The following is a 21,411-nucleotide window of genomic DNA, read 5'->3' as shown; positions in this document are numbered from 1 at the left end:
GCGATGACGACGCGCACCGACGAACCGGTGGACGAACCGAGGATCCCCGACGGGCCGGTGCGCGTCGAGATTCCCCTGCGCTGGTCCGACATGGACGCCCAAGGACACGTCAACAACGTGCGCATCTGGGAACTCGTCCAGGAGGCTCGCAACCAGGCCTTCCTCCTCACCCCGGCCGCCCCCATGCTCGACACCGGCATGGTCGTCGTGAGCCAGGGGGTCGAGTTCGAGAGGTCCTTCGTCGTCGACGAGGAGCCGTTGCTCGTCGACGTGTGGTGCTCGACCATCGGAGCGTCACGGACGATCATGGAGTACCGCGCCCGGCATCGCGGCCTCGAGGTCGCCCGGGCCAGGACGCAGTTTTGCCCCTTCGACTTCGAGGAGGAACGGCCCCGTCGCCTCACCCCCCTGGAGCGCGCGACCCTCACCGGGATGTCCGGACCGGCGGCACAGTGGCGTGATCTCGACCTCCTCGACGTCTCGGGTGCCGGTGAGGTCGTCACCGTGCCGATCCGATGGTCCGACGTCGACCGCTACGGGCACGTCAACAATGTCTCGCTCACCGGCTACCTCCAGGAGGCACGGATCCTGGCGACGACCTCGTGGTCGCCGGGGATGCGCCGGGCCGGCGACCACCTGTGGGTGGTCGTGCGTCAGGACGTGCGTTACCGACGCCAACTCCTGCCGGCGGCCAGGTCGTGCCGGGTGCACACCGCGCTGTCGCGGTTGGGCACCTCCTCGATGACCCTGGCCGCCTCGATCGAGGCGGGGGCCGGAACGGTCGTCGAGTCGCTCACGGTGCTCGTCTGCGTCGACCGTGACTCCGGGCTGGCGACGCCGATCGACGAGGGGACCCGGACCGCCCTGGCCGGGCATCTCGTGTCCTGAGCCCGGCCGGGGCGAGGGACCCTCACACGCGCAGCCAGGCGCTCGCGTCGCGTGGCAGCAGGCCGCCCTCGAGCCGCAGGGACGAGACGATGACCCGGCTCGGGTCCAGCTGCACCGGCGTGGTCCCGAAGTTGACGACGCAGCGGAACCCCGGTTCGCGGGTGAACGACAGCACCTGCTCGTCCGATTCGTCCCAGGTCATCGACCCGGATCCCAGGGCCGGCTCGGCGCGCCGTACGGCCAGGACCCTCCGGTACAGCGACAGGAACGAGTCGGGGTCCCCCTCCTCGGCGGCGACCGTCCGGTCGGCCCAGTACCCGGGCATCGGCAGCCAGGTGTTCGACGTCGTCGACCAGCCATAGGGAGCCTGCTCGCCCGACCACGGGATCGGCACCCGGCAGCCGTCACGGCCCCGCTCGACGTGGCCGGAACGCTCCCAGGAGGGGTCCTGGATGAGGTCGTCGGGGATGGACACCTCGTCGAGTCCGAGCTCCTCTCCCTGGTACACGTACGCTCCTCCGGGCAGCGCCATCTCGAGCAGCAGGGCGGCGCGGGCACGACGCCGACCCAGCTCGAGGTCGGCCGGCATCGCCTTGGTGGCGAGGTCGTCATAGTGCTCGCTGGAGGTGAAGTCGATGCCCGAGGTCGCCTTGCCGTAGCGGGAGGCCGGCCGGATGACGTCATGGTTGCCCAGGACCCAGGTCGACGTCGCGTGGACCCGGGCGTGGGCCTCGAGGGATCGGTCGATGGCCCACCGCATCGACGACGCGGTCCACGCCGACTGGAGGAACTCGAAGTCGAAGCTCGTCTGGAAGCGGTCGGGCTCGAGGAACCGGACGAGCTTGTCGTGGGGAAGGTAGGCCTCGGCGACGAACATCCGCTCGCCCTGGGGGGTGTCGCGGTAGGAGTTTGCGATGGTTCGCCAGCGGCGCTGGACGTCGGCGAGTCCGGGCTGGGCCCACATGGGATTGTCGATCGCCTTGTCGAGGGTTCCGCGACCGGTGAACGGGTCGAGGGGCACGTCGGGCAGGGTCATGTCCTTGACGAGGGCGTCGGCGACGTCGACACGGAACCCGTCGACGCCACGGTCGAACCAGAAACGCAGGACCCGGTCGAACTCGGCGCGGACCTCCTCGTCCTGCCAGTTCCAGTCGGGCTGGCCGGGGTCGAAGAAGTGCAGGTACCACTGTCCGGGGCGTCCGTCCGGCTCGGTGACGCGGGTCCAGGCCGGACCGCCGAAGACCGAGGGCCAGTTGTTGGGTGGCAACTCGCCGGCCTCGCCTCGTCCGTCCCGGAAGATGAAGTGCTCGCGTTCGGGGCTGCCCGGACCAGCGGCCAGGGCGGCCCGGAACCACGGATGAGCGGAGGAGCAGTGGTTCGGGACGAGGTCGATGATGACTCGCAGGCCCTGGGCGTGGGCGGCGTCGAGGAATTCCTGGGCCTCGGTCAGGGTGCCGAAGTCGGGGTTGATGTCGCAGTAGTCGGCGACGTCGTACCCGCCGTCGACCATGGGGGAGGGGTACCAGGGGCTCACCCAGACGGCGTCGACCCCGAGCGAGACGATGTGGTCGAGATGGTCGATGATGCCCCGCAGATCACCGACGCCGTCGCCGTTGCCGTCGGCGAAGCTGCGCGGGTAGATCTGGTACACGACGGCCGAGCGCCACCACGGTTCGTCCGGGGTCGGCGTGGTCGAGGTGGGGTCGGTCGAGGACATGGGGGTGGTTGACATGGGGCTCCTGCCGGGTCGAGATCGTCGTCCATCTTCCTCGGTCGTGACGGGAGGCTGCAAGGCAGGCGGATGTGGCCACCCGGTGGTCGGGCCCGGTGTGGTCGGTCCGCTGTGATGAGTCCGGCGCGACCCGTCGGGCCCGTGCGTCGACTTCGTCCTCGGGACGGTCGCCGTGCACTAGGGTGTGGCCATGCCTGTTCTCGCCCTCATCGCTCCGCTCAAGGTCATGCCCGGGTGGCCGGAGGCGTCCTACAGCCCCTTCCACGTCATCCTGCTGTGCGTGCTGCTGCCCCTGCTCACCGCGGCGGTCTTCATCGCCGTCGGCCTGGCCGGCAAGGGTCGACTCGAGCGTCGCCGGGACGAGCTCGCCTCCGGACTGGCCGACCCGGCCGAGACCGACCCGCAGACCGAGGAGAGGGCCCTCGTCGCCGGTCCGCATCGCGGGCTCGACGACCGCGTCCTCGACGAGGCCCGACACTGACCCACGCGGCCCGACTCCCCAGGTGGGGAGCCGGGCCGCCGTGCGTCATCGGTCCTTCGCGGACGGTCAGGAGCGGCTGCGCTCCTGGCACCGCAGGGCCCGCTCCGCATGGTCGGAGCGTTCCTGGAGGACGCGTCGGACGGTGCTGCCCGGCTCGTGCTCCTTCATCCAGCCGTACAGCCCGTCGAGCCACTCACGGTCGGCCACGGTGGCCGGGAACAGCCAGGTGAGGGCGTTCTGGATCTGCGCGTGACCGGCCCGGGCCCACTGCCCCGACAGCTCGTCGATGGTCCGGCACAGCTGCAGGTACTTGCCGGCGTAGGGGCGGACGAGGTCGTCCTGGTCGGGCTGGACGAAACCGCGGGTGAGCTGCCGGTAGGTCTCGTTCGGCACGTTCGCGTCCTGGGTGGCCCGCTGCCAGGCCGCGGCCTTGGCGGTGGCGTCCTTGGCGGCGGCGCGGGCCCCTGCGGCCTGCTCGGCCCCGGAGATCGTCTGGTCGCGCTCCAGCTCCGCCGTGACGACCGACTCGTCGGCCACCCCCAGACGTGACAGCGCCTTGATGATCGTCCAGCGCAGTCCCTGGTCGACGTCGAGGCCGTCGGGCACCTCCTCGCCGCCGAGCCATCCGCGCAGCAGGTCGACGCCCTCGGGGCCGGTCGCATTGACCAGACCCTGGGCCAGGGCCACCTGGTGGTCGGAGCCGGGTTCGGCGTCCTTGAGCAGAGCCGCCAGGGCGGCGACGAGACGCACCCGGGTCCGCTCCCGCACCGACGGGTCACAGTAGGCGGTGGCCGCCTGGGTGGCCTGGGCGATGAGCGACTGGACGGCGGTGAGGTCGGTCTCCGCGCCGAGGCCGGAGGCGACGAGGTCGACGTAGTCCTGCGGGCGCATCTCGGCGTCCCGACACATGTCCCAGGCCGAACTCCAGCACAGGGCCCGGGCGAGCGGATCGGTGAGGTGCCCGATGTGCTCGCGCAACGTCGCCAGCGAGTGCTCGTCGAGGCGCACCTTGGCGTAGGTGAGGTCGCCGTCATTGAGCAGGACGAGGTCGCCGCGTGCATGGCCGACCAGGGCCGCGATGGGGGTCCGCTCGTCGTGGACGTCGACCTCCAGGCCGTCGGTGCGCACGAGGGCCCCGTCGCGCAGGCTGTAGATGCCGATGCCCATCCGGTGGGTGCGCAGGGTCGGGTGGGTCGGGTCGGCGGACTGGACGACGTCGAACCGGGTGAACCGGCCCTCCTCGTCGACCTCGACGTCGGCCCTCATGGTGTTGACTCCGGCCGTGCGCAGCCAGGTCTCGGTGAAGGACGACAGGTCGCGGTTCGAGGCCACCTGGAGTTCGTGCAGCAGGTCGGACAGCTCGGTGTTGCCGAAGGCGTGTCCGGCGAAGTACGACCGCACCCCGGTGAGGAACTCGTCCTCGCCGACGAAGGCGACGAGCTGCTTGAGGGTGGAGGCGCCCTTGGCGTAGGTGATGCCGTCGAAGTTCTGCTCGACGGCGGCCAGGTCGACCATGTCGGCGGCGATGGGGTGGGTCGTCGGCAACTGGTCCTGGGCGTATCCCCAGGTCTTGCGCTGGTTGGCGAAGGAGACCCAGGGGTCGATCCCGCCGTGCGTGGCGACGATCTTCTCCTGACAGTGGTGCGAGGCCCACTCGGCGAAGGACTCGTTGAGCCACAGGTCGTCCCACCACTTCATGGTGACGAGGTCGCCGAACCACATGTGGGCCAGCTCGTGGAGGATCGTGTTGTCGCGCGCCTCGTAGGCCGCCGACGTGACCCGGGATCGGAAGAGGTAGTCGTCACGGTGGGTGACGCAGCCGACGTTCTCCATGGCCCCGGCGTTGAACTCCGGGACGAAGGACTGGTCGTACTTGCGGAACGGGTAGGGGTAGCCGAACTCGGCCTCGTACACCTCGAACCCACGCTGGGTCGTCCGGCGGATGCGGTCGGCGTCGAGGAACTCCTTCATCGACTCGCGGCACAGGATGTCGGCGCCGAGCTCGCCCGAGGCTGCGTGGATGGTGCCCTTGTCGACGTGGTACTGGCCGGCGACCAGGGCCGTGAGGTAGGTGGAGATGGGCAGAGTCGGCTCGAAGCTCCACCGGCCCATGCCCTCGTAGGGACCGTCCGTCGGCTCGGGGGTGGGGGAGTTCGAGATGACGACCCACTCACGCGGGGCGATGACCTGCAGTTCGAAGGTGGCCTTCTGGTCGGGCTGCTCGAAGTTGGCGTACATGCGCCGGGCGTCGGCGGTCTCGAACTGGGTGTAGAGGTAGACGCGGTCGTCGGCGGGGTCGACGAAGCGGTGCAGACCCTCACCGGAATGGGAGTAGCGGCACAGGGCGACGATGGTGAGCTCGTGGGTGCCCTCCGCGGCGGACAGGGGATACCGGTTGTCCTTGTACGCGGCAGGATCGAGGGGGACGCCGTCCAGGTCGACCGCGTAGACACCGTCGGCGATGAGGTCGATGTGGGTGGGGTCCCCGGTGCTCGTGAACGAGACCGTCGAGGAGGAGACGAAGGTGCCGGTGGGGTCCTCGAGTGGCTGGCCCTGCGGGTCACGTCCGGACAGGTCGACGACCACCCGATAACCGTGGGTCGTCACGATGCCGGAGCGGGCTCCCGCCTCGTCGCGGGTGATGTTGACCGAGTTCATCGTGCCTCCGTGGAGATTCCCTTCGTGCGGTTCGGTATCTTCCGATTCCGCCTTTTCACCGTGAGACTCTATCGGTTCGGTGCCGTTCTGTCGTCCTTCCCGGCGGTGTGTGACGGATGCCTTGGTCACGGGGCGTCATTGCCGGGGGTGCTGGCGATCCGCCACAGTTGTGACCTCGCTGCGCGGGCGAATTGGGGAGCAGTGGCACGGGCTATTCGGGTGAGGATCGCCTCGACCGTCATTGTGGGGTTTCGGGTGGCGGCCGACTGTTCCGCCAGCGCGATCATCGTGGCATCCGGATCGAGATCGAGCTGGTTCCCCAGGAATTCGTCGGCGCTCTGCGCTTCCAGGTCAAAAGGCGCCAGGGCGGATTCCGGGAAGTCCTTGAGGTTGTCGGTGACGATGACGTCGGCCCGGCCACGAATGGCGGCCTCGAGGACGTTGATGTCCCCGTCGTCCGGCAGGACGAGGTCCTCGATAGGGCTCCTCGCGGCCCGCACGCAGGCGTCAGGGAAGGCCCTGTTCATCTGTGCCGATCGCCGCGAGGCGGCTCCCGGGGGCAGGTGCGGGTGGACCCTCTCGATCGCACTGACCAACTCGTCCATGATCCTGGCGCTCCAGATGGGGCGGTACAGCCCCTTCTCCGCGAGTCGGAGCAAGGTGTCCGCCTGGACGATCGGTACCAGGACGCAGGTGTCGAGGAGTGCGCTGAACCTGGTCACCGATCCTCCGTGGCGTCGTACAGACCGAGCTCCATCGCCTCGGACGTGAGGGCATCGAGGGTCGCCCGACGTTCGGTCGACGCCTCGGCCCGGTAGTCGAGCAGGTCGACCAGCCGAACTCGTCGATGGCGACCGGCTCCGGGGCGTTGGAACGCGATGCGCCCCTGTTCGAGCAACTTGACCAGCGTTGGGCGGCTGATGCCCAGGAAGTCGGCCGCCTGCTGGGTGGTGAGGAGTTGGTCGACGGGGGCGATGGTGATGGCGCGGCCCTCCCGCATGGCGTGGGCAGCGTCCTTGAGGACCTTGAAGGCTTCCAGTGGAAGGGGCACGGTTTGTCCATCGGGGCCGATGAGTGCGGCTGGAGCATGGGAATGCTCAAGGAACGTAGCCAGCTCGAGCATCTCCTCGAGGTCTTGAGGGGGCAGGACGGTTCTCGACGGGGTGGAGGAACGGGACATGGCTCCATGGTATCAATTCGAAAAAATCGAAACGAGGAAAGATGGTCGGGTGCGTCACGGCCTAGCCTTGGACCATGACGACCCGGCACGAGATCTTCCAGACCAGCCTCATCACCGCCCTGGCCCAGGGCGTGTACGAGGACGAGGTCACCCTGGCCGAGCTCCTCGGGCACGGGTCCTTCGGCATCGGCACCTTCAACGGGCTCGACGGCGAGATGGTCATCCTCGGTGGACGGTGCTACCGGCTGCGCAACGACGGCTCGGTGAGCGAACCGGACCTGTCGGAGCGGACGCCCTACGCCGTCGTCACGAACTTCGTCCCGACCCTGCAGCGGACCTTCGAGGAGCCGGTCACCCGGGCGGAGCTGTCCCGGCGGATCGACGCCCTCGTCCCGAGCTCGAACTACATGTACGCGCTGCGGATCACCGGCCACTTCCGCTGGGCCAGCGCACGCACCGTCGTCAAGCAGGAGCGGCCCTACCGTCCCATGATCGAGGCGACCCAGGGTGAGGAGATCGTCCGCTTCGAGGACTTCGACGGGACCGTCGCCGGGTTCCGCACCCCGCTCTACGAGTCGGGCATCTCCGTGGCGGGATGCCATGCGCACGTCATCGACGAGGAACGCACCCGAGGGGGGCATCTCGTCGACTTCGTCCTCGAGTCGGGCCAGGCCGAGCTGTGTCTGGGTACCGATCTCCGGCTCCGGCTGCCGCTCACCGAGGAGTTCGGTGACGCCGACCTCAGCCGTGACATGCGCGAGGAGATCTCCCGGGTCGAGCACCACTGACCCCTTCGCCCCGGCGGCGTCCGTGGGCGGCGCTCGCCGGTGGGCCCCGGGGCCCGGCGTCACGGTGCTGTCGCGGCGCAGACGCCGGTTGGGCGGGGCTCTGGTGAAATCGGGTCCCACACGGTTGACTGGTCCCATGACGACCACCGTTGATTTCTGGTTCGACCCCATGTGCCCCTGGGCCTGGATGACCTCCCGCTGGATGCTCGAGGTCGAGAAGGTCCGCGACGTCCACACCGTCTTCCACGTCATGAGCCTGTCGATCCTCAACGAGGGTCGCGATGTCGACGACGAGCACGCCGAGGCCTTCCGTACCGGTTGGATCGGCGTGCGCGCCGGCATCGGCGTCGCCCAGGTGCACGGGCAGGAGGCCCTGCGCGACTACTACACGGCCATCGGGACGCGGTACCACCTCGGCAAGGAGCCGCACACCGAGCAGACCGTCGCCGCCGCCCTGGCCGAGTGCGGGTTCGACGTCGACATCGCCCGCCGGGCCACGACCGACGAGTTCGACGAGGCCCTGCTCGCCTCCCACCACGAGGGCATGGACCCGGTGGGCTCGGACGTCGGCACCCCCGTGCTCCACGTCAACGGAATGGCCCTCTTCGGCCCGGTCATCTCCCCGGCGCCCCGCGGGGAGCAGGCCGGTGAGCTCTTCGACGGATTCGTGAGGATGACGGCCTACCCGGGCTTCTTCGAGCTCAAGCGGACGCGGACGGTCGGTCCGATCCTCGACTGAGGTCGCCGTCGAGTGACGGGCGGCCGACACCGAACGACGGGGAAAGTCGTCATCCGCGGTGTTCCCGCACGTCATCGTGAGTTCACACAGCGCTTCTAGGGTTCTCACAGCCGGTGGACGCCGTCCGCCACCTCTCCCGAGGAGTGCTCATGTCCGCATCCCTTCGACGAGGCGTCGGCGGCCTGTGCCTGGCCGTCGTCGCCACGCTGTCCTGGACCGTCGTGCCGGCGCAGGCCCAGGGCGACGACGACTCGATGTCGACCAAGACGGTGTACGTCGCCCCGTCGACGACGTACAGCCCGGCCCCGGACGGTTTCCGCCCGGTCAACACCCAGGTCGTCGCCCGTCACGGGTCGCGTGGCCTGTCCGGCTTCAAGTACGACGCCATGACCATGGCCATCTGGCAGAAGGCCAAGGCCATGGACGCCGTCAAACCCTTCGGGGAGGACCTGTTCGACCAGACCGAGAGGATCCACGAGGCCAACGAGAAGCTCGGTGACGAGGCGACGTGGGCTCGCATGACGGCTGCCGGGGTCGTGCTCAATGACGGGACGTTCGAGAAGGGCTACGGGAATCTCACGGGAGTCGGCGCCCAGCAGCACCGAGATCTCGGACGACGCCTGGCCCGGCGCATGCCGTCGCTGTTCACCGGGGCCACCGCGACGAACATCAGGGTCGTCTCCTCGGGCGAGCCCCGGGCCGCCGAGTCGGGATTCGACTTCGTCGACGGGCTCGTCTCGGCGGCTCCGGCGCTGGACGGGAAGATGTCCCGAGCCATCCCGGCCAGCGTGAGCACGCTGCGGTTCTACGACGACAAGTCCAACAGTGACTACGCCGACTACACCGCCTACCTCGACGGTGACAAGGTGAGCTCCTACGTCGACGCGGTCAACGCGCGTCCCGAGTCGGTGCGTCATGCCCGACAGGTGCTCGAGAAGGTGTACACGACGGCCTTCGTCGATGGCCTCGCCGACGGGTCCATCACGGTGACCGATGCGACCGGCAAGAAGCTCAAGGGGGTCGTCGACGCGGCTCTCAAGCTGTACAACCTCTACATCATCGCGCCGTCCATGGCCCAGGAGGTCAAGGTCGACTTCGGCAAGTACTTCACCCGGGAACAGGCGGACTGGTTCGCCATGTGCCTGGACGCCGAGGACTTCGCCCAGAAGGGCCCCGGATTCGTCGGCTCGGACATCTCGTACCGCAACTCGAAGGTCCTGCTGGACGACTTCTTCACGAGCATCGACGAGCAGACCAAGGCCAGTCCTCGCGGCTCGGCGACCCTGCGATTCGGGCATGCCGAGACCCTCATCCCCTTCGAGGCGCTCATCAAGGCACCCGGATCGCGCGCACAGGTCGACCCGACGCGTACCGACTTCTGGCAGGCCACCGACTGGCGGGGCGCCCGGCAGGGGAAGATGGCCGTCAACGTCCAGTGGGACGTCTTCCAGTCGGCCCGGGGCCAGCGCGTCGTGCGGATGCTGCTCAACGAAATCGAGGCCACCTTCGGTGGGGACTGCCGCCCCGTGCGTGAGGGTTCGGTGTACTACACCGAGGACGAGCTCAAGAGGTGCCTCACCGGGGCGACAGTGGCGCCCGACGCCTGGAGGATCGCGGGACAGCCGGGCAAGGACCGACCGCAGCGCCCCGGCCACCCGGGACCCGGGCGCGACGAGCGCCCCGGCCTGCCGCGCACCGGGGCCTGAGGACCTGGGCCGGCCGTCCCGGGGCGCAGTGCTCCGGGACGCACGTGGCGGTCGGACGTCCCGGGACTGGTGTCGTCCCGGAACTGTCCGTGGGGTGCGCAAGGATGGACCCATGAACGACGAGACCCCGATCGAGGCATCGACCGACGAGGCAGGACTGCGCCACCGCTGGACCGGCCTCGTCGACGTCATCCTGGCTGCCCAGGAGGCGTACTACGGCTCCGACTCCCCGACGATCTCGGACGCCCGCTACGACGAGCTCCTGCGTGAGCTCGAGCGGCTCGAGGACGAGCACCCCCAGCTGCGCACCCCTGACTCGCCGACCCAACGGGTCGGGGCACCGCAGAAGGTGAGCGAGTTCGCCCCGGTGACGCACCTCGAGCGGATGCTCAGCCTCGACAACGTCTTCACCCTCGACGAAGTGTCCGACTGGATGGCGCGCACGGTGGCCGCGGCCGACGGGCCGGTGCAGTTCCTCTGCGAACTCAAGATCGACGGCCTGGCCCTCGACCTGGTCTACCGGCAGGGCCGGCTCGTCTCCGGTGCCACCCGTGGGGACGGACGGGTCGGGGAGGACGTCACCGGGAACGTCCGCACCATCAAGGCCATTCCGCAACGCCTGCGCGGCGCCGACGTCCCCGCTCTGCTCGAGGTGCGTGGCGAGGTCTTCTTCCCCGTGGCCGACTTCGACGACCTCAACGCCTCCCTCGTCGAGGCCGGGCGCAACCCCTTCGCCAACCCGCGCAATGCGGCCGCCGGATCGCTGCGCCAGAAGGACCCGACGGTGACGGCGTCGCGCCCGTTGTCGATGATCGTCCACGGTCTGGGGCGGGTCGAGGGCCACGAGTTCCCCAGCCAGGGCCACGCCTACGAGCAGCTGGAGCGATGGGGACTGCCGGTCTCGCCCTACCGCAGGATCGTCGCCACCGGCCAGGAGGTCCTCGACTTCGTCTCCCACTGGGGCGAACACCGTCACGAGGCGACGCACCAGATCGACGGGATCGTCGTCAAGGTCGACGACGTCGCCACCCAGACCCGACTCGGGGCGACGTCGCGGGCACCTCGATGGGCCATCGCCTACAAGTACCCTCCCGAGGAGGTCAACACGACGCTCCTCGACATCCGCGTCAACGTCGGACGAACCGGTCGTGTCACCCCGTACGCGGTCATGGAGCCCGTGGTCGTCGCGGGGTCGACCGTCGAGATGGCCACCTTGCACAATGCCTTCGAGGTGAGGCGCAAGGGCGTGCTCATCGGTGACACCGTCGTCCTGCGCAAGGCCGGTGACGTCATCCCGGAGATCGTCGGCCCGGTCGTGGAGTTGCGTGACGGGACCGAGCGGCCCTTCGTCATGCCGACCCGCTGCCCGGCCTGCGGCACCGAACTGGCCTACGAGAAGGAGGGGGACAAGGACTTGCGGTGCCCCAATGCCCGCGGCTGCCCCTCCCAGTTGCGCGAGCGGGTCTTCGCCCTGGCCTCGCGCGGGGCCCTCGACATCGAGACCCTCGGGTGGGAGGCCGCCATCGCCCTCACCGACCCCGAGGACTCCCGGCCCACCGAGGGTGAGGTCGACGGCGTGCTGCCTCCTCGGCAGACGCCGGTCCTCAGCAGCGAGGCAGGTCTGTTCGACCTCACCGTCGAGGACCTGCGCCAGGTGAGGGTGTGGCGGCGGCGTCGCACCAAGGAGGGACCTGGCCCCTGGCAGCTCGAACCCTTCTTCTTCACCAAGGCCGCCGAGCCCGTGCCGACGGCGACGACGGTCAAGCTTCTCGAGGAGCTCGGCAAGGCCCGCACCCAACCGCTGTGGCGGGTGCTCGTCGCCCTGTCCATCCGCCATGTCGGACCGACCGCCGCGCGCGCCCTGGCCACCCGCTTCGGGTCCATCGACGCCATCCGGGCGGCCGACGTCGAGGAACTGGCCGGGACCGACGGCGTCGGGCAGGTCATCGCCGAGTCGATCGTCGAGTGGTTCCGTGTCGACTGGCACGACGAGATCGTCCGACGCTGGGCCTCGGCCGGGGTCCGCATGGCCGACGAGGCCGTCGCCTCGTCCGATCGCACCCTCGAGGGACTCACCGTCGTCGTCACCGGTTCGCTGGAGGAGTTCAGTCGGGACGAGGCCAAGGAGGCCATCGTCGCTCGTGGCGGCAAGGCAGCCGGATCGGTGTCCAAGCGCACGGACTACGTCGTCGTCGGGGCGAACGCCGGGTCGAAGGAGACGAAGGCCCGAGAACTCGGTCGGCCCATCCTCGACGAGGCCGGGTTCCGGTATCTCCTGGAGCGCGGGCCGCACGGGGTGCCGACGATCGGCTGAGCGCCCGGCGACGGGTGAGCCCGTGCACCCCTCGCCGGGGGATCGACCTCGGACGTCTCAGAAGTACGAGATGTTGTGTGCCGTGTCGACGGTCGCGAAGAACCGGTGCAGGGCCGTGATCTCGTCCGGCGTGCCGAGCACCCGCCCGGCGGCGGCGAGCGATCGGACCCCGGCCAGCCCGAAGTAGAGGGACCCGAGGGTGCCGACGTCCATGGTCGGGGCGTCCGTCGCGTCGTCGAGCTCGGTGACGACGGGCTGTGCACCGGGGGCCGCGACGTCGATGCGCCAGGTGCCTTGGCACCATCCGAGCGGATCGGTGAGGTGGAACGCGACCGATCCGGCGTGGTCCCAGCCGCGGATCTCCAGGGCGCGGCACACGTCGAGAATCCTCAGCCAGGTGAGGTCGCTCATGCCGGTGATCCGCACCATGCGCGGGTCGCGGGCGGCCCACGGCAGCGGCGTCGCCGGATCGACGTGGCTTGCTCGGACCGTCGTGACGAGGTCGACCGAGGTGAGGAAGTCCCACAGGGCGAGCTCGGCGTCAGGGTTCGCCGCAACCATGTCGTGCACCGTGAGTTGCGAGCCGAAGTCCTCGGTCACCTCGTAGGAGACCACCCCGTCGGCTCGTCCGGCGGGATCCCGATGGAGAGCGGACCGGAGCCGGCGGTTCGGCGTCGACCCGAACTCCTGGTACCGGCCGGCAGCCATGTTCGTGTGCCAGTCGAGACGTCCGTGCGACCCGCGGTGACGGGCATGGAAGTCGGTGAAGACATCGACCCGCAGGGCGTCGATCGCCCCCGGGTCGGCCAGCTCGATGGACCCTGCCGGGTCGTGGATGAGCGAGAAGTGCCGGCCCCCGGTGACCTCGACGCTCATGGTGCGGGTGGCCACCCCGAACCCGAATCGGCCGTAGATGGCTCCCTCCGTGGCGGTGAGGGTGGCCAGGGCCGTGCCGGACTCCCGTGCCTGGCTCAGGTCATGGGTCATGAGGGCGCGCAGCAGGCCCCGGCGTCGATGGGTCGCCCGCACGGTGACGTCGGTGATGAAGTCGGCGGGTTCGAGGTGGCCGTGACCGGTGTTGACCGACAGGTCGTAGCTGGTGAGGGTGGCCACCGGCAGACCGCCGAGCTCGAGGTCGGGGGTGGTCGTGCGCACCTCGCGCAGCCGTCGTCCCGCCGAGTCGCGGCAGTAGTTCGCGACGGCCCGGTCATCGGGATCGGCCACGTGGAAGCCCAGGCACACTGCCCTCATGTGGTCACGGCACCGGTCCGAGGCGGTCCCGTCGGTGTCGACGAGATCGAAGCGGTACGGCTCGGGAAGGTGGGCGTGTATCGAGTGGGCAGCCATGCACCCACGCTATCGCTCACATGTGCCGGTCACGGGGGGTCGCGGTGAGGCGGCGCGGGCCGATGCCATCATGGGGCCATGTCTTCACTGTCATCGTCCCCCGAGTCGTCCACGGAGTCGTTCGTTCCCACGCACGTCCACATCGCCACCGACCATGCCGCCTTCGACCTCAAGGAGTTCCTCGTCGGCAAGCTCTCCGAGGCCGGGTACCAGGTCGTCGACCACGGTGCCTCCAGCTACGACGACCAGGACGACTACCCGGTCTTCTGCATCCCCGCGGCGCAGGCCGTCGTCGCCGAGCCCGGATCGCTCGGCATCGTCCTGGGTGGGTCCGGCAATGGCGAGCAGATCGCCGCGAACAAGGTCTCCGGGGTGCGTGCCGCCCTGGCGTACAACCCGGAGATCGCCCGGCTGGCCCGTGAGCACAATGACGCCAACGTCATCAGCCTGGGCGGGCGCATGCAGACCCTCGAGGAGGCCTGGGAGATGGTCCGGGTGTTCCTCACGACGCCGTTCTCCGGCGCTGAGCGTCACCAGCGTCGCATCGACCTGCTCACGCGGTGGGAGACGACGGGTCGGCTCGACTGACCTCTCCGCCGCCGGTGGCCCGCCGACGCAGGGTGGCCAGGACGACGTCCCACTCCTTGCCCTTGGCGGGCATCCGAGCGCTCGACCCGGACGGCCGCGATCGCGCCCACCGGCCGAGTTCGCGCACCCGCAGGGCCCTCATCCGATCGACGACCGGGCCGCGTCGGCTCCTGCCGGAGGGCGGTGTGTCCCTGCCGGAGGTACTGGAGGTGTTGCCGGAGGCACTGGAGGTCGTGTCCACGGACGCCGGTGACGGCGCCTGGGGACGCACCCTGGGCGACCTCGTCCGGCGTCCGGCCGGTCCCTCCTGGGGCGCGGTACGGTCGTCGGTGCCCGTCGAGTCGGTCCGCTTCCTGCTCACCGGGCCATTCCACCACGTCCACCCGAACCGGGTTCGCCCGGGCCGGACGGGCCCCTCCGGAGCAACGCGGGTCGAATCGGCCCCTCCGGGGCAAGCCGGGCCGGATCGGCCCACATCGAGCGAGGAGATCACCGTGCCCGAAGGCCACGTCATCCACCGACTGGCCCGCCAGATCGACCGGACCTTCGGCGGCCGACCCGTGGGGGTCACCTCCCCCCAGGGGCGCTTCGCCGTCGAGGCGGCCGCCCTGGACGGGGCGACGTTGTCCGGGGCCCAAGCCTGGGGCAAGAACCTCCTGCTCGACTTCGACGCTCCCGGGCCGCACCTCGTCCACATCCATCTGGGGCTCATCGGCAAGTTCGCGGTCGGGCCGTCCGTCCCCGTCACCGGTCAGGTGCGGTTGCGCCTGTCGGACGCCGCCCACGTGGCCGACCTGCGCGGTCCGCAGACCTGCGACCTCGTCGACGAGGACCGGTGGCGTCAGGTCGTCGACGCCCTCGGCCCTGACCCCATCCGCCCGGACGCCGATCCTGCCCTGGCCTGGCAGAAGGTGCACCGCAGCTCGAAGTCGATCGCCGAGCTCCTCATGGACCAGCGGATCTTCGCCGGCGTCGGCAACATCTACCGCGCCGAGGTGCTCTTCCGTCACCGCATCGACCCCGGTACGCCGGGCCGCGACCTCAAGGCGTCGACCTTCAGTGCCATCTGGGACGACCTCGTCCTCCTCATGGCCGACGGCGTCGACGCCGGCCGGATCGACACGGTCCGAGCGGAACACACGCCCGAGGCGATGGGTCGGCCGCCCCGTGTCGACGCCCACGGCGGAGAGGTCTACGTCTATCGTCGGGAGGGGCAGCCGTGCCTGGTCTGCGGGACCCCGGTCCAGCGCAGGAACCTCGCCGGACGGCACCTCTTCTGGTGTCCGCGCTGCCAGCGTCGCCACCACTGAGCACTGGCCGACCGTGGGCCGAGAACTCACCGACCACTCACCGACAAGGCATGGAGTAGACACTGACCATGTGGACCGAGCGCACCTCCTGGGTCGAGGCCCCGGATCCGTGGGAGCTCCTCGACGACGGCACCGAGTTCGGCGAACGGGTGACACGCTGGGCCCACCCGGCCGGGGCCCGGCTCACCGCGCGTGTCTCCATGGAACCGACGCCGAGCCTGCGGGTCGTCCTCAAGGTGGACGAGGGACACCCCGCCGACGACGCGCTCAGCGTGCCGGGGCCCACCTGGCGCTTCGACCTGGACGACCCCGTGCAGGCCTGGCCGGCCGGAGCCGTCGGCCGGGTCGTGGCCCGTGTCGACGAGGGCCTGCTCGTGTGGTCGCAGATCGCCGGGGCCTGTCGACTCGTCGACACCGGGGTGAGCCTGTGGGGCCGGACCGCCACCCTCAGCGATCGGCGCCCGCTGTTGTCGATGTGGCGCGGCGAGATCGTCGACGACCTGGCCGAGGCACGGGCCGGTCTGCCGGCGTGGCTTCCCGAGTCGCTCGTCGTCGAGATCGGCGAGACGGTCGACGTCGAGGACGAGGATGCCGGGATCGTCCTCGACGGCGTCGCGATGCCCAGTCCGGCGGTCGCCGTTCCGGTGGGACGTCACCTGCTCGAGGTGCGCCGGGCCCCCGGTGACGTGCTCCTCGACGTCGGAGCCGCTCCCACCCTGGCCCACCAGGTGGGGATGCGGGCCAGGGAGGTCGTCGACGGGGCCGACCCCAGACGGACGCGTGGGGCCGCTGCCTGGCTCGTGGTCTGGGCGGCGTCCCGGGGACTGGTGGGTCAGGACGGCCTCGAGGTCGCCGTCGACATCGTCGAGAACCTCCTGGCACGCCCGCATGTCGACTTCTTCGCCGCCTGCGCGGCCTGCCACCTGGGATGGCGGCTCGACGATGCGGACCTCTGGGAGGAGGGTGGTCGGGCGGTCGCCGCGCTCCCGACCGATCGTCCCGGGGCGGTCATGGCCCGTGCCCTCGCGGCGAGCCTGGCGCTGACCTCCGGGCGGGAGGATCCAGCGGGGAGCGACGGTCGGTCCGCCGAAGCAGGCCGGCGGACCGATCCGCTCGTGCGGTCCGAGCGCGCCCTCTGGGGACCGGGGCGTCGCACCCCGGAGCAGACACGCCGGGCGCTCGACGCCGTCTGGCTGCTGGGCGAGGCCGTCCCCGCCGTCGACCCGACCGCGCTGGTCGACAGAGGGGGCCGCCTCGACATCGCCCGCACCGCGTGGGCCTCGGCCATCACCGCTGCCTGGCCGCCCCGGGCGCGGGCCTTCGGGGAGGCGGTCGGCGTCGCGAGAGGGCGGGCCGCACGGCGTCTGCTGGCCGCCGACCACCTCGACGACGAGGTCCTCGCGCTCCTCACGTGGTGAGTCCAGCGATGACGCGACTCTCGATTGCCTACTCGTTGGTGGCAAGGTAGCACCGTGACTTCGACTCAGGCACGCAGGAACAGAGGCGCGGCAATCGTCATCCCCCGGCTCATGGGCATCGGTGCCGTCCTGCTCATCCTCCACCTGTTGTTCCGCCACACGTGGTGGGTCGACATGCTGACGACCCTTTTCTCGGTCCTCGTCTTCCCCATCGACGAGGCGGGCTGGGTGACGGCGGTGCTGCTCGTCGTCTTCGGGTTCTCCCTGGGACGGCGCAAGTACATCGCCTGGTGGTTCTGCCTGGTGTACTTCGCGCTGAGTTGGATCGTGTCGATCTCGCTGTTCATCGTCCTGGTCATCGACGTCGCCCTCGGCGAGCCGACCGACGCCGTCACCGACGTCCAGCTCGGCGCCTACCTGTTCAACACGGTGTCCATCGGGTGGATCCTCACCGCGCTCATCACGCAGCGCAAGCTCTTCCGGGCCCGCACGGCCCGGGCCAACATCGGTCGGGCACTGGCGGTGCTCGTCGGCGGTCTGGTCGCCACGGCGGCCATCGGGTGGGTGGCCGTGTGGGCCACCGGAGGTGCCGGGCGCCCTCGCAACCGGTTGGCCGCGCTCGTCATGCGCATCGTCCGCGGGTCCGGCACGACGGCCCCGACCGGCCCGAGCTCCCCGGGGTGGATCCAGTCGCTCGTCGGGTTCCTCATGGCGGTGGTGGTCGTCGTCGCCCTGCTCGTCCTGCTGCGCAGCCAGCGGAACATCGCCGTCATGACCCTGGACGACGAGCTCAGCCTGCGCCGACTGCTCGACGAGAATCCGGCCGACTCCCTGGGATACTTCGCCCTGCGTCGTGACAAGGCCGTCGTCTTCGCCCCCGACCACGGGGCCGCCGTGTGCTACCGGACCGAACTCGGCGTCGCCCTGGCCGCCGGCGACCCGGTGGGGCCGGTGAACCAGTGGCCCGGGGCCATCGACGCCTTCATCGATCTCGCCCATGCCTATGGATGGATCCCGGCGGTCGTCGGCACCTCGGAGGCCGGAGCCGTCGCCTGGGAACGGGCCGGACTGCGCACCATGCGGATCGGCGACGAGGCCGTCCTGTCGCCGCAGTCCTTCGACCTCGAGGCGCCCGAGATCCGTTCGGTGCGCCACACCGTCAACCGGCTGCGCAAGCTCGGCTACACCACCCGGGTGCGCCGCCATGACGAGATCGGGCACCAGGAGCTCGCCGAGCTCATCGAGCTCACCGAGAAGTGGCGTCAGAACGGCGACGAGCGTGGTTTCTCGATGGCCCTGTCCCGCCTGGGTGACCCGCTCGACGGACGCTGCGTCATGGTCGAGGCCCTCTACCCCGAGGACGGCCCGCGCGCCGGGCGTCCTGCTGGCATCCTCTCCTTCGCCCCCTGGGGCAACGACGGTCTGTCCCTCGACGTCATGAGGCGGGACGTCGACGGGGCCGACAACGGTGTCACCGAGCTCATGGTCGTCGGCCTCATGAATGCCGGTCGTGAGATGGGCATCCGCCGGGTCTCGCTCAACTTCGCCGTCTTCCGCGAGACCATCGAGGAAGGATCGCGGGTGGGCGCCAGCCCGGTGCAGCGGCTCAACCGGCGTCTCATCGGGGCGGCCTCGCGGTGGTTCCAGATCGAGCAGCTGTACCGCTCGAACGTCAAGTACCAGCCCTCCTGGCAGACCCGATACCTCAACTTCGGGGACGCCGCAGACCTGGCCCAGGTGGGACTGGCCATGGGTGTGGCCGAGGGTCAGGTCGACATCCCGCGCTGGATCTACCCGGTCGATCCGCCTCCCCAGCCGATCTACTCGGTCCAGGGGCATCCGGAGATCGCGGCCTTCCTCGAGTCCCGGTCGACCCCGGCCCTGGTGCCGGCTCGCCGGCTCCCCGAGCAGGTGCGCGCCCGGATGGACACCCGCGAGCGCATCATCGACGCCGGCGGCGAGGCCTACCCGCCGGACTGCCATCCCGACCACCGGCCGGGCCAGGTCGCCGGTGCGGCCGACGGGACGGTGATGTCGGTGAGCGGCCGGGCCATCGGCATCCGCGACCACGGTGGAGTCGTCTTCATCGACCTCGAGGACTGGACGGGAGTGTGCCAGGTCCTGCTCGAGGAACGCTTCGTCGGGGCCGAGTCGCTGGTGAGGTTCGCCACGGACGTCTCCCTGGGCGACCACCTCGTCATCTCCGGACGTCGTGGCAGTTCGAGGAACGGGACGCCGTCACTGTTGGCGGACCAGTGGCGTCTGTCGGCCAAGTCGCTGCGGCCGTTGCCCGACCGGCACACGGGCCTGAGCGACCCAGAGGCCAAGGTGCGCCAGCGCTACCTCGACCTCATCGTCAACCCCTCGGCGAGGGTCCAGTTGGCGTCGCGGTCGAACGCGATCCGGGCGGTGCGCGAGACCCTGCTCGGCCACGACTTCCTCGAGGTGGAGACGCCCATCCTCCAGACGATCCACGGCGGTGCGAACGCCCGACCGTTCCGGACGCACATCAACGCCTACGACCTCGATCTCTACCTGCGGATCGCCCCGGAGCTCTACCTCAAGAGGCTCATGGTCGGCGGGGTCAACCGGGTCTTCGAGATCGGTCGGAACTTCCGCAACGAGGGGGCCGACGCCACCCACAATCCCGAGTTCACCATGCTCGAGGCCTACCAGGCGTACGGCGACTACACCCAGATGCGCCACCTCACCCAGGAGATGATCCTCGCCGCGGCGCGGGCAGCGACCGGCGGGACGGTCATCCGTGGGAAGGACCGGCACGGCGTCGACCACGAGTTCGACCTGGCCGACGAGTGGCGGGTCATCACCGTCAACGAGGGGATCTCGCGAGGGCTCGGTGAGGAGGTCACCGCCGACACCACGCGCGAGGAGTTGATCCGGCACGCCGAGCGGCTCGGGATCGCGGTGGGACCCAAGTGGTCGCGCGGTGACGTCGTCATCGAACTGCACGAGCACCTGTCGGAGCACCTCACCGTCGAGCCGACGTTCTTCTGTGACTTCCCGACCGATGTCTCCCCGCTGACCCGTCAGCACCGGGACGACCCGCGGTTGGCCGAGAAGTGGGACCTCATCGTTCTGGGGTCCGAGGTGGCCACGGCCTACACCGAGCTCGTCGACCCGGTCATCCAGCGGGAGCGGTTCACCGCGCAGTCCCTGCTCGCCGCCGGCGGCGATCCGGAGGCCATGGAACTCGACGAGGACTTCCTCGAGGCCCTCGAGTACGCCATGCCGCCCTCGGGTGGCATGGGCATGGGTTTGGACCGGTTGGTCATGATGTTGACGGGGGCCTCGATCCGCGACACGATCGCCTTCCCGCTGGTCAAGCCGCGCCGGAACTGAGGCCCTCCCGAACGGGTGCACCGCACGGGTTCTGCACGGACGAGGAGGGACGGGATGGTCGAGCCGGTCGGGTTGGTCATGACGGTGGGGGACCGTCAGATCCATGTGCGACGCCGTCACGCCAGTGGGCCGACGGTCGTCCTGCTGGCCGGTGCTGCCCTGTCGATGGAGTTCTGGGGCGATCTGCTGCCGAGGCTCGACGGATTCGACGTCGTGAGCTACGACCGGCCCGGGATGGGTGGGACGGATTGGCCCGGACGGGCGCCGACCCTGGACGACGAGGTGGAGACCGGGCTCGGGCTGATCGAGGCCCTCGGCGTGCCGGTCGTCCTCGTGGCTCACTCGATGGCCGCCTTCCACGCCGAGGCGATGACGCGCCGCCGGCCCGAACTGGTGCGCGGGCTGGTGCTCGTCGACCCCTCGGTCGAGTGGCCGACCCACGAGCCCAGACCGATCGGTGGGGGAGTGCTGCATCGTCTGGCGGCGCGTGCCGCCCAGGCGCTCACCGGGCTCGGCGGCGCGGTCGTGCGGATCGGGACGGACCTGGAGTCGACGTGGTCGACCGGGCGGGTGCTCGACTTCATCGGGGGCAGCCGGCTGACCAAGGTGTACGCCGACCCCAGGTCACTGGCCATGGCGACCGCCGAGACCCTCGCCTACGAGCGCCAGGCATGGGACCTCATGGCCGAACGGTGCGCGCACCCGTGGCCGGGTACGCCGACCATCGTTCTCACCGCCTCCAGCGGGTCCGACGAGTACGGTCCGGACCAGGCGCGGCTCGCGAGGTTGTTGGGCGGGACGGCGCGGGTCGTCGAGGACTCCCGGCACCTCATGATGCTCGACCGGCCCGACGCCATCGCCGACGCGGTTCGCTCGCTCGTCCCGGCTCGACTAGACTGAGC

Annotated in this window: 17 protein-coding genes; 11 read left to right on the top strand and 6 right to left on the bottom strand. The window is 70.0% G+C overall.

What is annotated here, in order from left to right; translation table 11 throughout:
• The first annotated feature begins 3 nt into the window (after positions 1-3).
• A complete protein-coding gene (locus E0E30_RS08375) occupies positions 4-888 on the top strand; it encodes an acyl-CoA thioesterase (protein ID WP_130865879.1) in 885 nt (294 codons plus the stop codon).
• A 22-nt stretch (positions 889-910) separates the two neighbouring features.
• On the opposite strand, the gene E0E30_RS08370 is transcribed toward E0E30_RS08375, so the two are convergent.
• A complete protein-coding gene (locus tag E0E30_RS08370) occupies positions 911-2,620 on the bottom strand; it encodes a glycoside hydrolase family 13 protein (RefSeq protein WP_411913997.1) in 1,710 nt (569 codons plus the stop codon).
• Positions 2,621-2,810: 190 nt separating this feature from the next.
• Between E0E30_RS08370 and E0E30_RS08365 the strand changes: the two genes are divergently transcribed.
• Positions 2,811-3,101 carry a hypothetical protein gene (locus E0E30_RS08365; RefSeq protein WP_130865878.1) on the top strand — a complete coding sequence of 97 codons (291 nt, stop codon included), beginning with the start codon at positions 2,811-2,813 and terminating at the stop codon, positions 3,099-3,101.
• 66 nt (positions 3,102-3,167) lie between these two features.
• Here E0E30_RS08365 and pepN read toward each other — a convergent pair whose 3' ends face one another.
• The 3 genes from pepN to E0E30_RS08350 all read right to left on the bottom strand — a co-directional run bounded on the left by pepN (position 3,168) and on the right by E0E30_RS08350 (position 6,939).
• A complete protein-coding gene (gene pepN / locus E0E30_RS08360; protein WP_130865877.1) occupies positions 3,168-5,759 on the bottom strand; it encodes an aminopeptidase N in 2,592 nt (863 codons plus the stop codon).
• Positions 5,760-5,884: 125 nt separating this feature from the next.
• Complete coding sequence (locus E0E30_RS08355; RefSeq protein ID WP_130865876.1) at positions 5,885-6,481, bottom strand: PIN domain-containing protein; 597 nt, start codon at positions 6,479-6,481, stop codon at positions 5,885-5,887.
• Positions 6,478-6,939, bottom strand: a complete 462-nt coding sequence (locus E0E30_RS08350) for a helix-turn-helix domain-containing protein (protein ID WP_130865875.1) — start codon at positions 6,937-6,939, stop codon at positions 6,478-6,480. The genes E0E30_RS08355 and E0E30_RS08350 overlap by 4 nt, the downstream gene beginning before the upstream one ends.
• 74 nt (positions 6,940-7,013) lie before the next feature.
• Between E0E30_RS08350 and budA the strand changes: the two genes are divergently transcribed.
• The 4 genes from budA (at position 7,014) to ligA (ending at position 12,486) form a co-directional block, all read left to right on the top strand.
• Positions 7,014-7,727: an acetolactate decarboxylase gene (gene budA, locus E0E30_RS08345; RefSeq protein WP_130865874.1), complete on the top strand. Its 714-nt coding sequence runs from the start codon at positions 7,014-7,016 to the stop codon at positions 7,725-7,727.
• Positions 7,728-7,863: 136 nt separating this feature from the next.
• Positions 7,864-8,466, top strand: coding sequence for a mycothiol-dependent nitroreductase Rv2466c family protein (locus tag E0E30_RS08340; RefSeq protein ID WP_210115803.1), 603 nt, complete (start codon positions 7,864-7,866; stop codon positions 8,464-8,466).
• Positions 8,467-8,615: 149 nt separating this feature from the next.
• Positions 8,616-10,172, top strand: a complete 1,557-nt coding sequence (locus tag E0E30_RS08335) for a histidine-type phosphatase (RefSeq protein WP_245306551.1) — start codon at positions 8,616-8,618, stop codon at positions 10,170-10,172.
• Between the two features lie 112 nt (positions 10,173-10,284).
• Positions 10,285-12,486 (top strand): NAD-dependent DNA ligase LigA, encoded by a 2,202-nt coding sequence (gene ligA / locus E0E30_RS08330; RefSeq protein ID WP_130865873.1) that lies wholly within the window; start codon positions 10,285-10,287, stop codon positions 12,484-12,486.
• Positions 12,487-12,543: 57 nt separating this feature from the next.
• On the opposite strand, the gene E0E30_RS08325 is transcribed toward ligA, so the two are convergent.
• The gene (locus tag E0E30_RS08325; RefSeq protein ID WP_130865872.1) at positions 12,544-13,833 is read right to left on the bottom strand and encodes a GNAT family N-acetyltransferase; all 1,290 of its coding nucleotides are present in this window, start codon (positions 13,831-13,833) and stop codon (positions 12,544-12,546) included.
• Between the two features lie 78 nt (positions 13,834-13,911).
• Here E0E30_RS08325 and E0E30_RS08320 point away from each other — a divergent pair, with 78 nt between their 5' ends.
• A complete protein-coding gene (locus E0E30_RS08320) occupies positions 13,912-14,421 on the top strand; it encodes a ribose-5-phosphate isomerase (protein WP_130865871.1) in 510 nt (169 codons plus the stop codon).
• Here the strand turns inward: E0E30_RS08320 and E0E30_RS08315 are convergent.
• Entirely contained in the window at positions 14,387-14,782 is a 396-nt protein-coding gene (locus tag E0E30_RS08315; RefSeq protein ID WP_130865870.1) for a hypothetical protein, read from the bottom strand. The two genes, E0E30_RS08320 and E0E30_RS08315, sit on opposite strands and share 35 nt — an antisense overlap.
• A 133-nt stretch (positions 14,783-14,915) precedes the next feature.
• Here E0E30_RS08315 and E0E30_RS08310 point away from each other — a divergent pair, with 133 nt between their 5' ends.
• The 4 genes from E0E30_RS08310 (at position 14,916) to E0E30_RS08295 (ending at position 21,409) form a co-directional block, all read left to right on the top strand.
• Positions 14,916-15,731 carry an Fpg/Nei family DNA glycosylase gene (locus tag E0E30_RS08310; RefSeq protein WP_130865869.1) on the top strand — a complete coding sequence of 272 codons (816 nt, stop codon included), beginning with the start codon at positions 14,916-14,918 and terminating at the stop codon, positions 15,729-15,731.
• A gap of 68 nt (positions 15,732-15,799) precedes the next feature.
• Positions 15,800-17,149: a hypothetical protein gene (locus tag E0E30_RS08305; RefSeq protein WP_130865868.1), complete on the top strand. Its 1,350-nt coding sequence runs from the start codon at positions 15,800-15,802 to the stop codon at positions 17,147-17,149.
• A 54-nt stretch (positions 17,150-17,203) separates the two neighbouring features.
• Complete coding sequence (gene lysX / locus E0E30_RS08300) at positions 17,204-20,509, top strand: bifunctional lysylphosphatidylglycerol synthetase/lysine--tRNA ligase LysX (protein ID WP_130865867.1); 3,306 nt, start codon at positions 17,204-17,206, stop codon at positions 20,507-20,509.
• Positions 20,510-20,563: 54 nt separating this feature from the next.
• Positions 20,564-21,409: an alpha/beta fold hydrolase gene (locus E0E30_RS08295; protein ID WP_130865866.1), complete on the top strand. Its 846-nt coding sequence runs from the start codon at positions 20,564-20,566 to the stop codon at positions 21,407-21,409.
• Positions 21,410-21,411 lie beyond the last annotated feature (2 nt).

Source organism: Acidipropionibacterium timonense (assembly GCF_900605005.1).
Classification (GTDB): Bacteria; Actinomycetota; Actinomycetes; order Propionibacteriales; family Propionibacteriaceae; genus Cutibacterium; species Cutibacterium timonense.
This window is presented reverse-complemented; position numbering and strand designations above follow the sequence as displayed.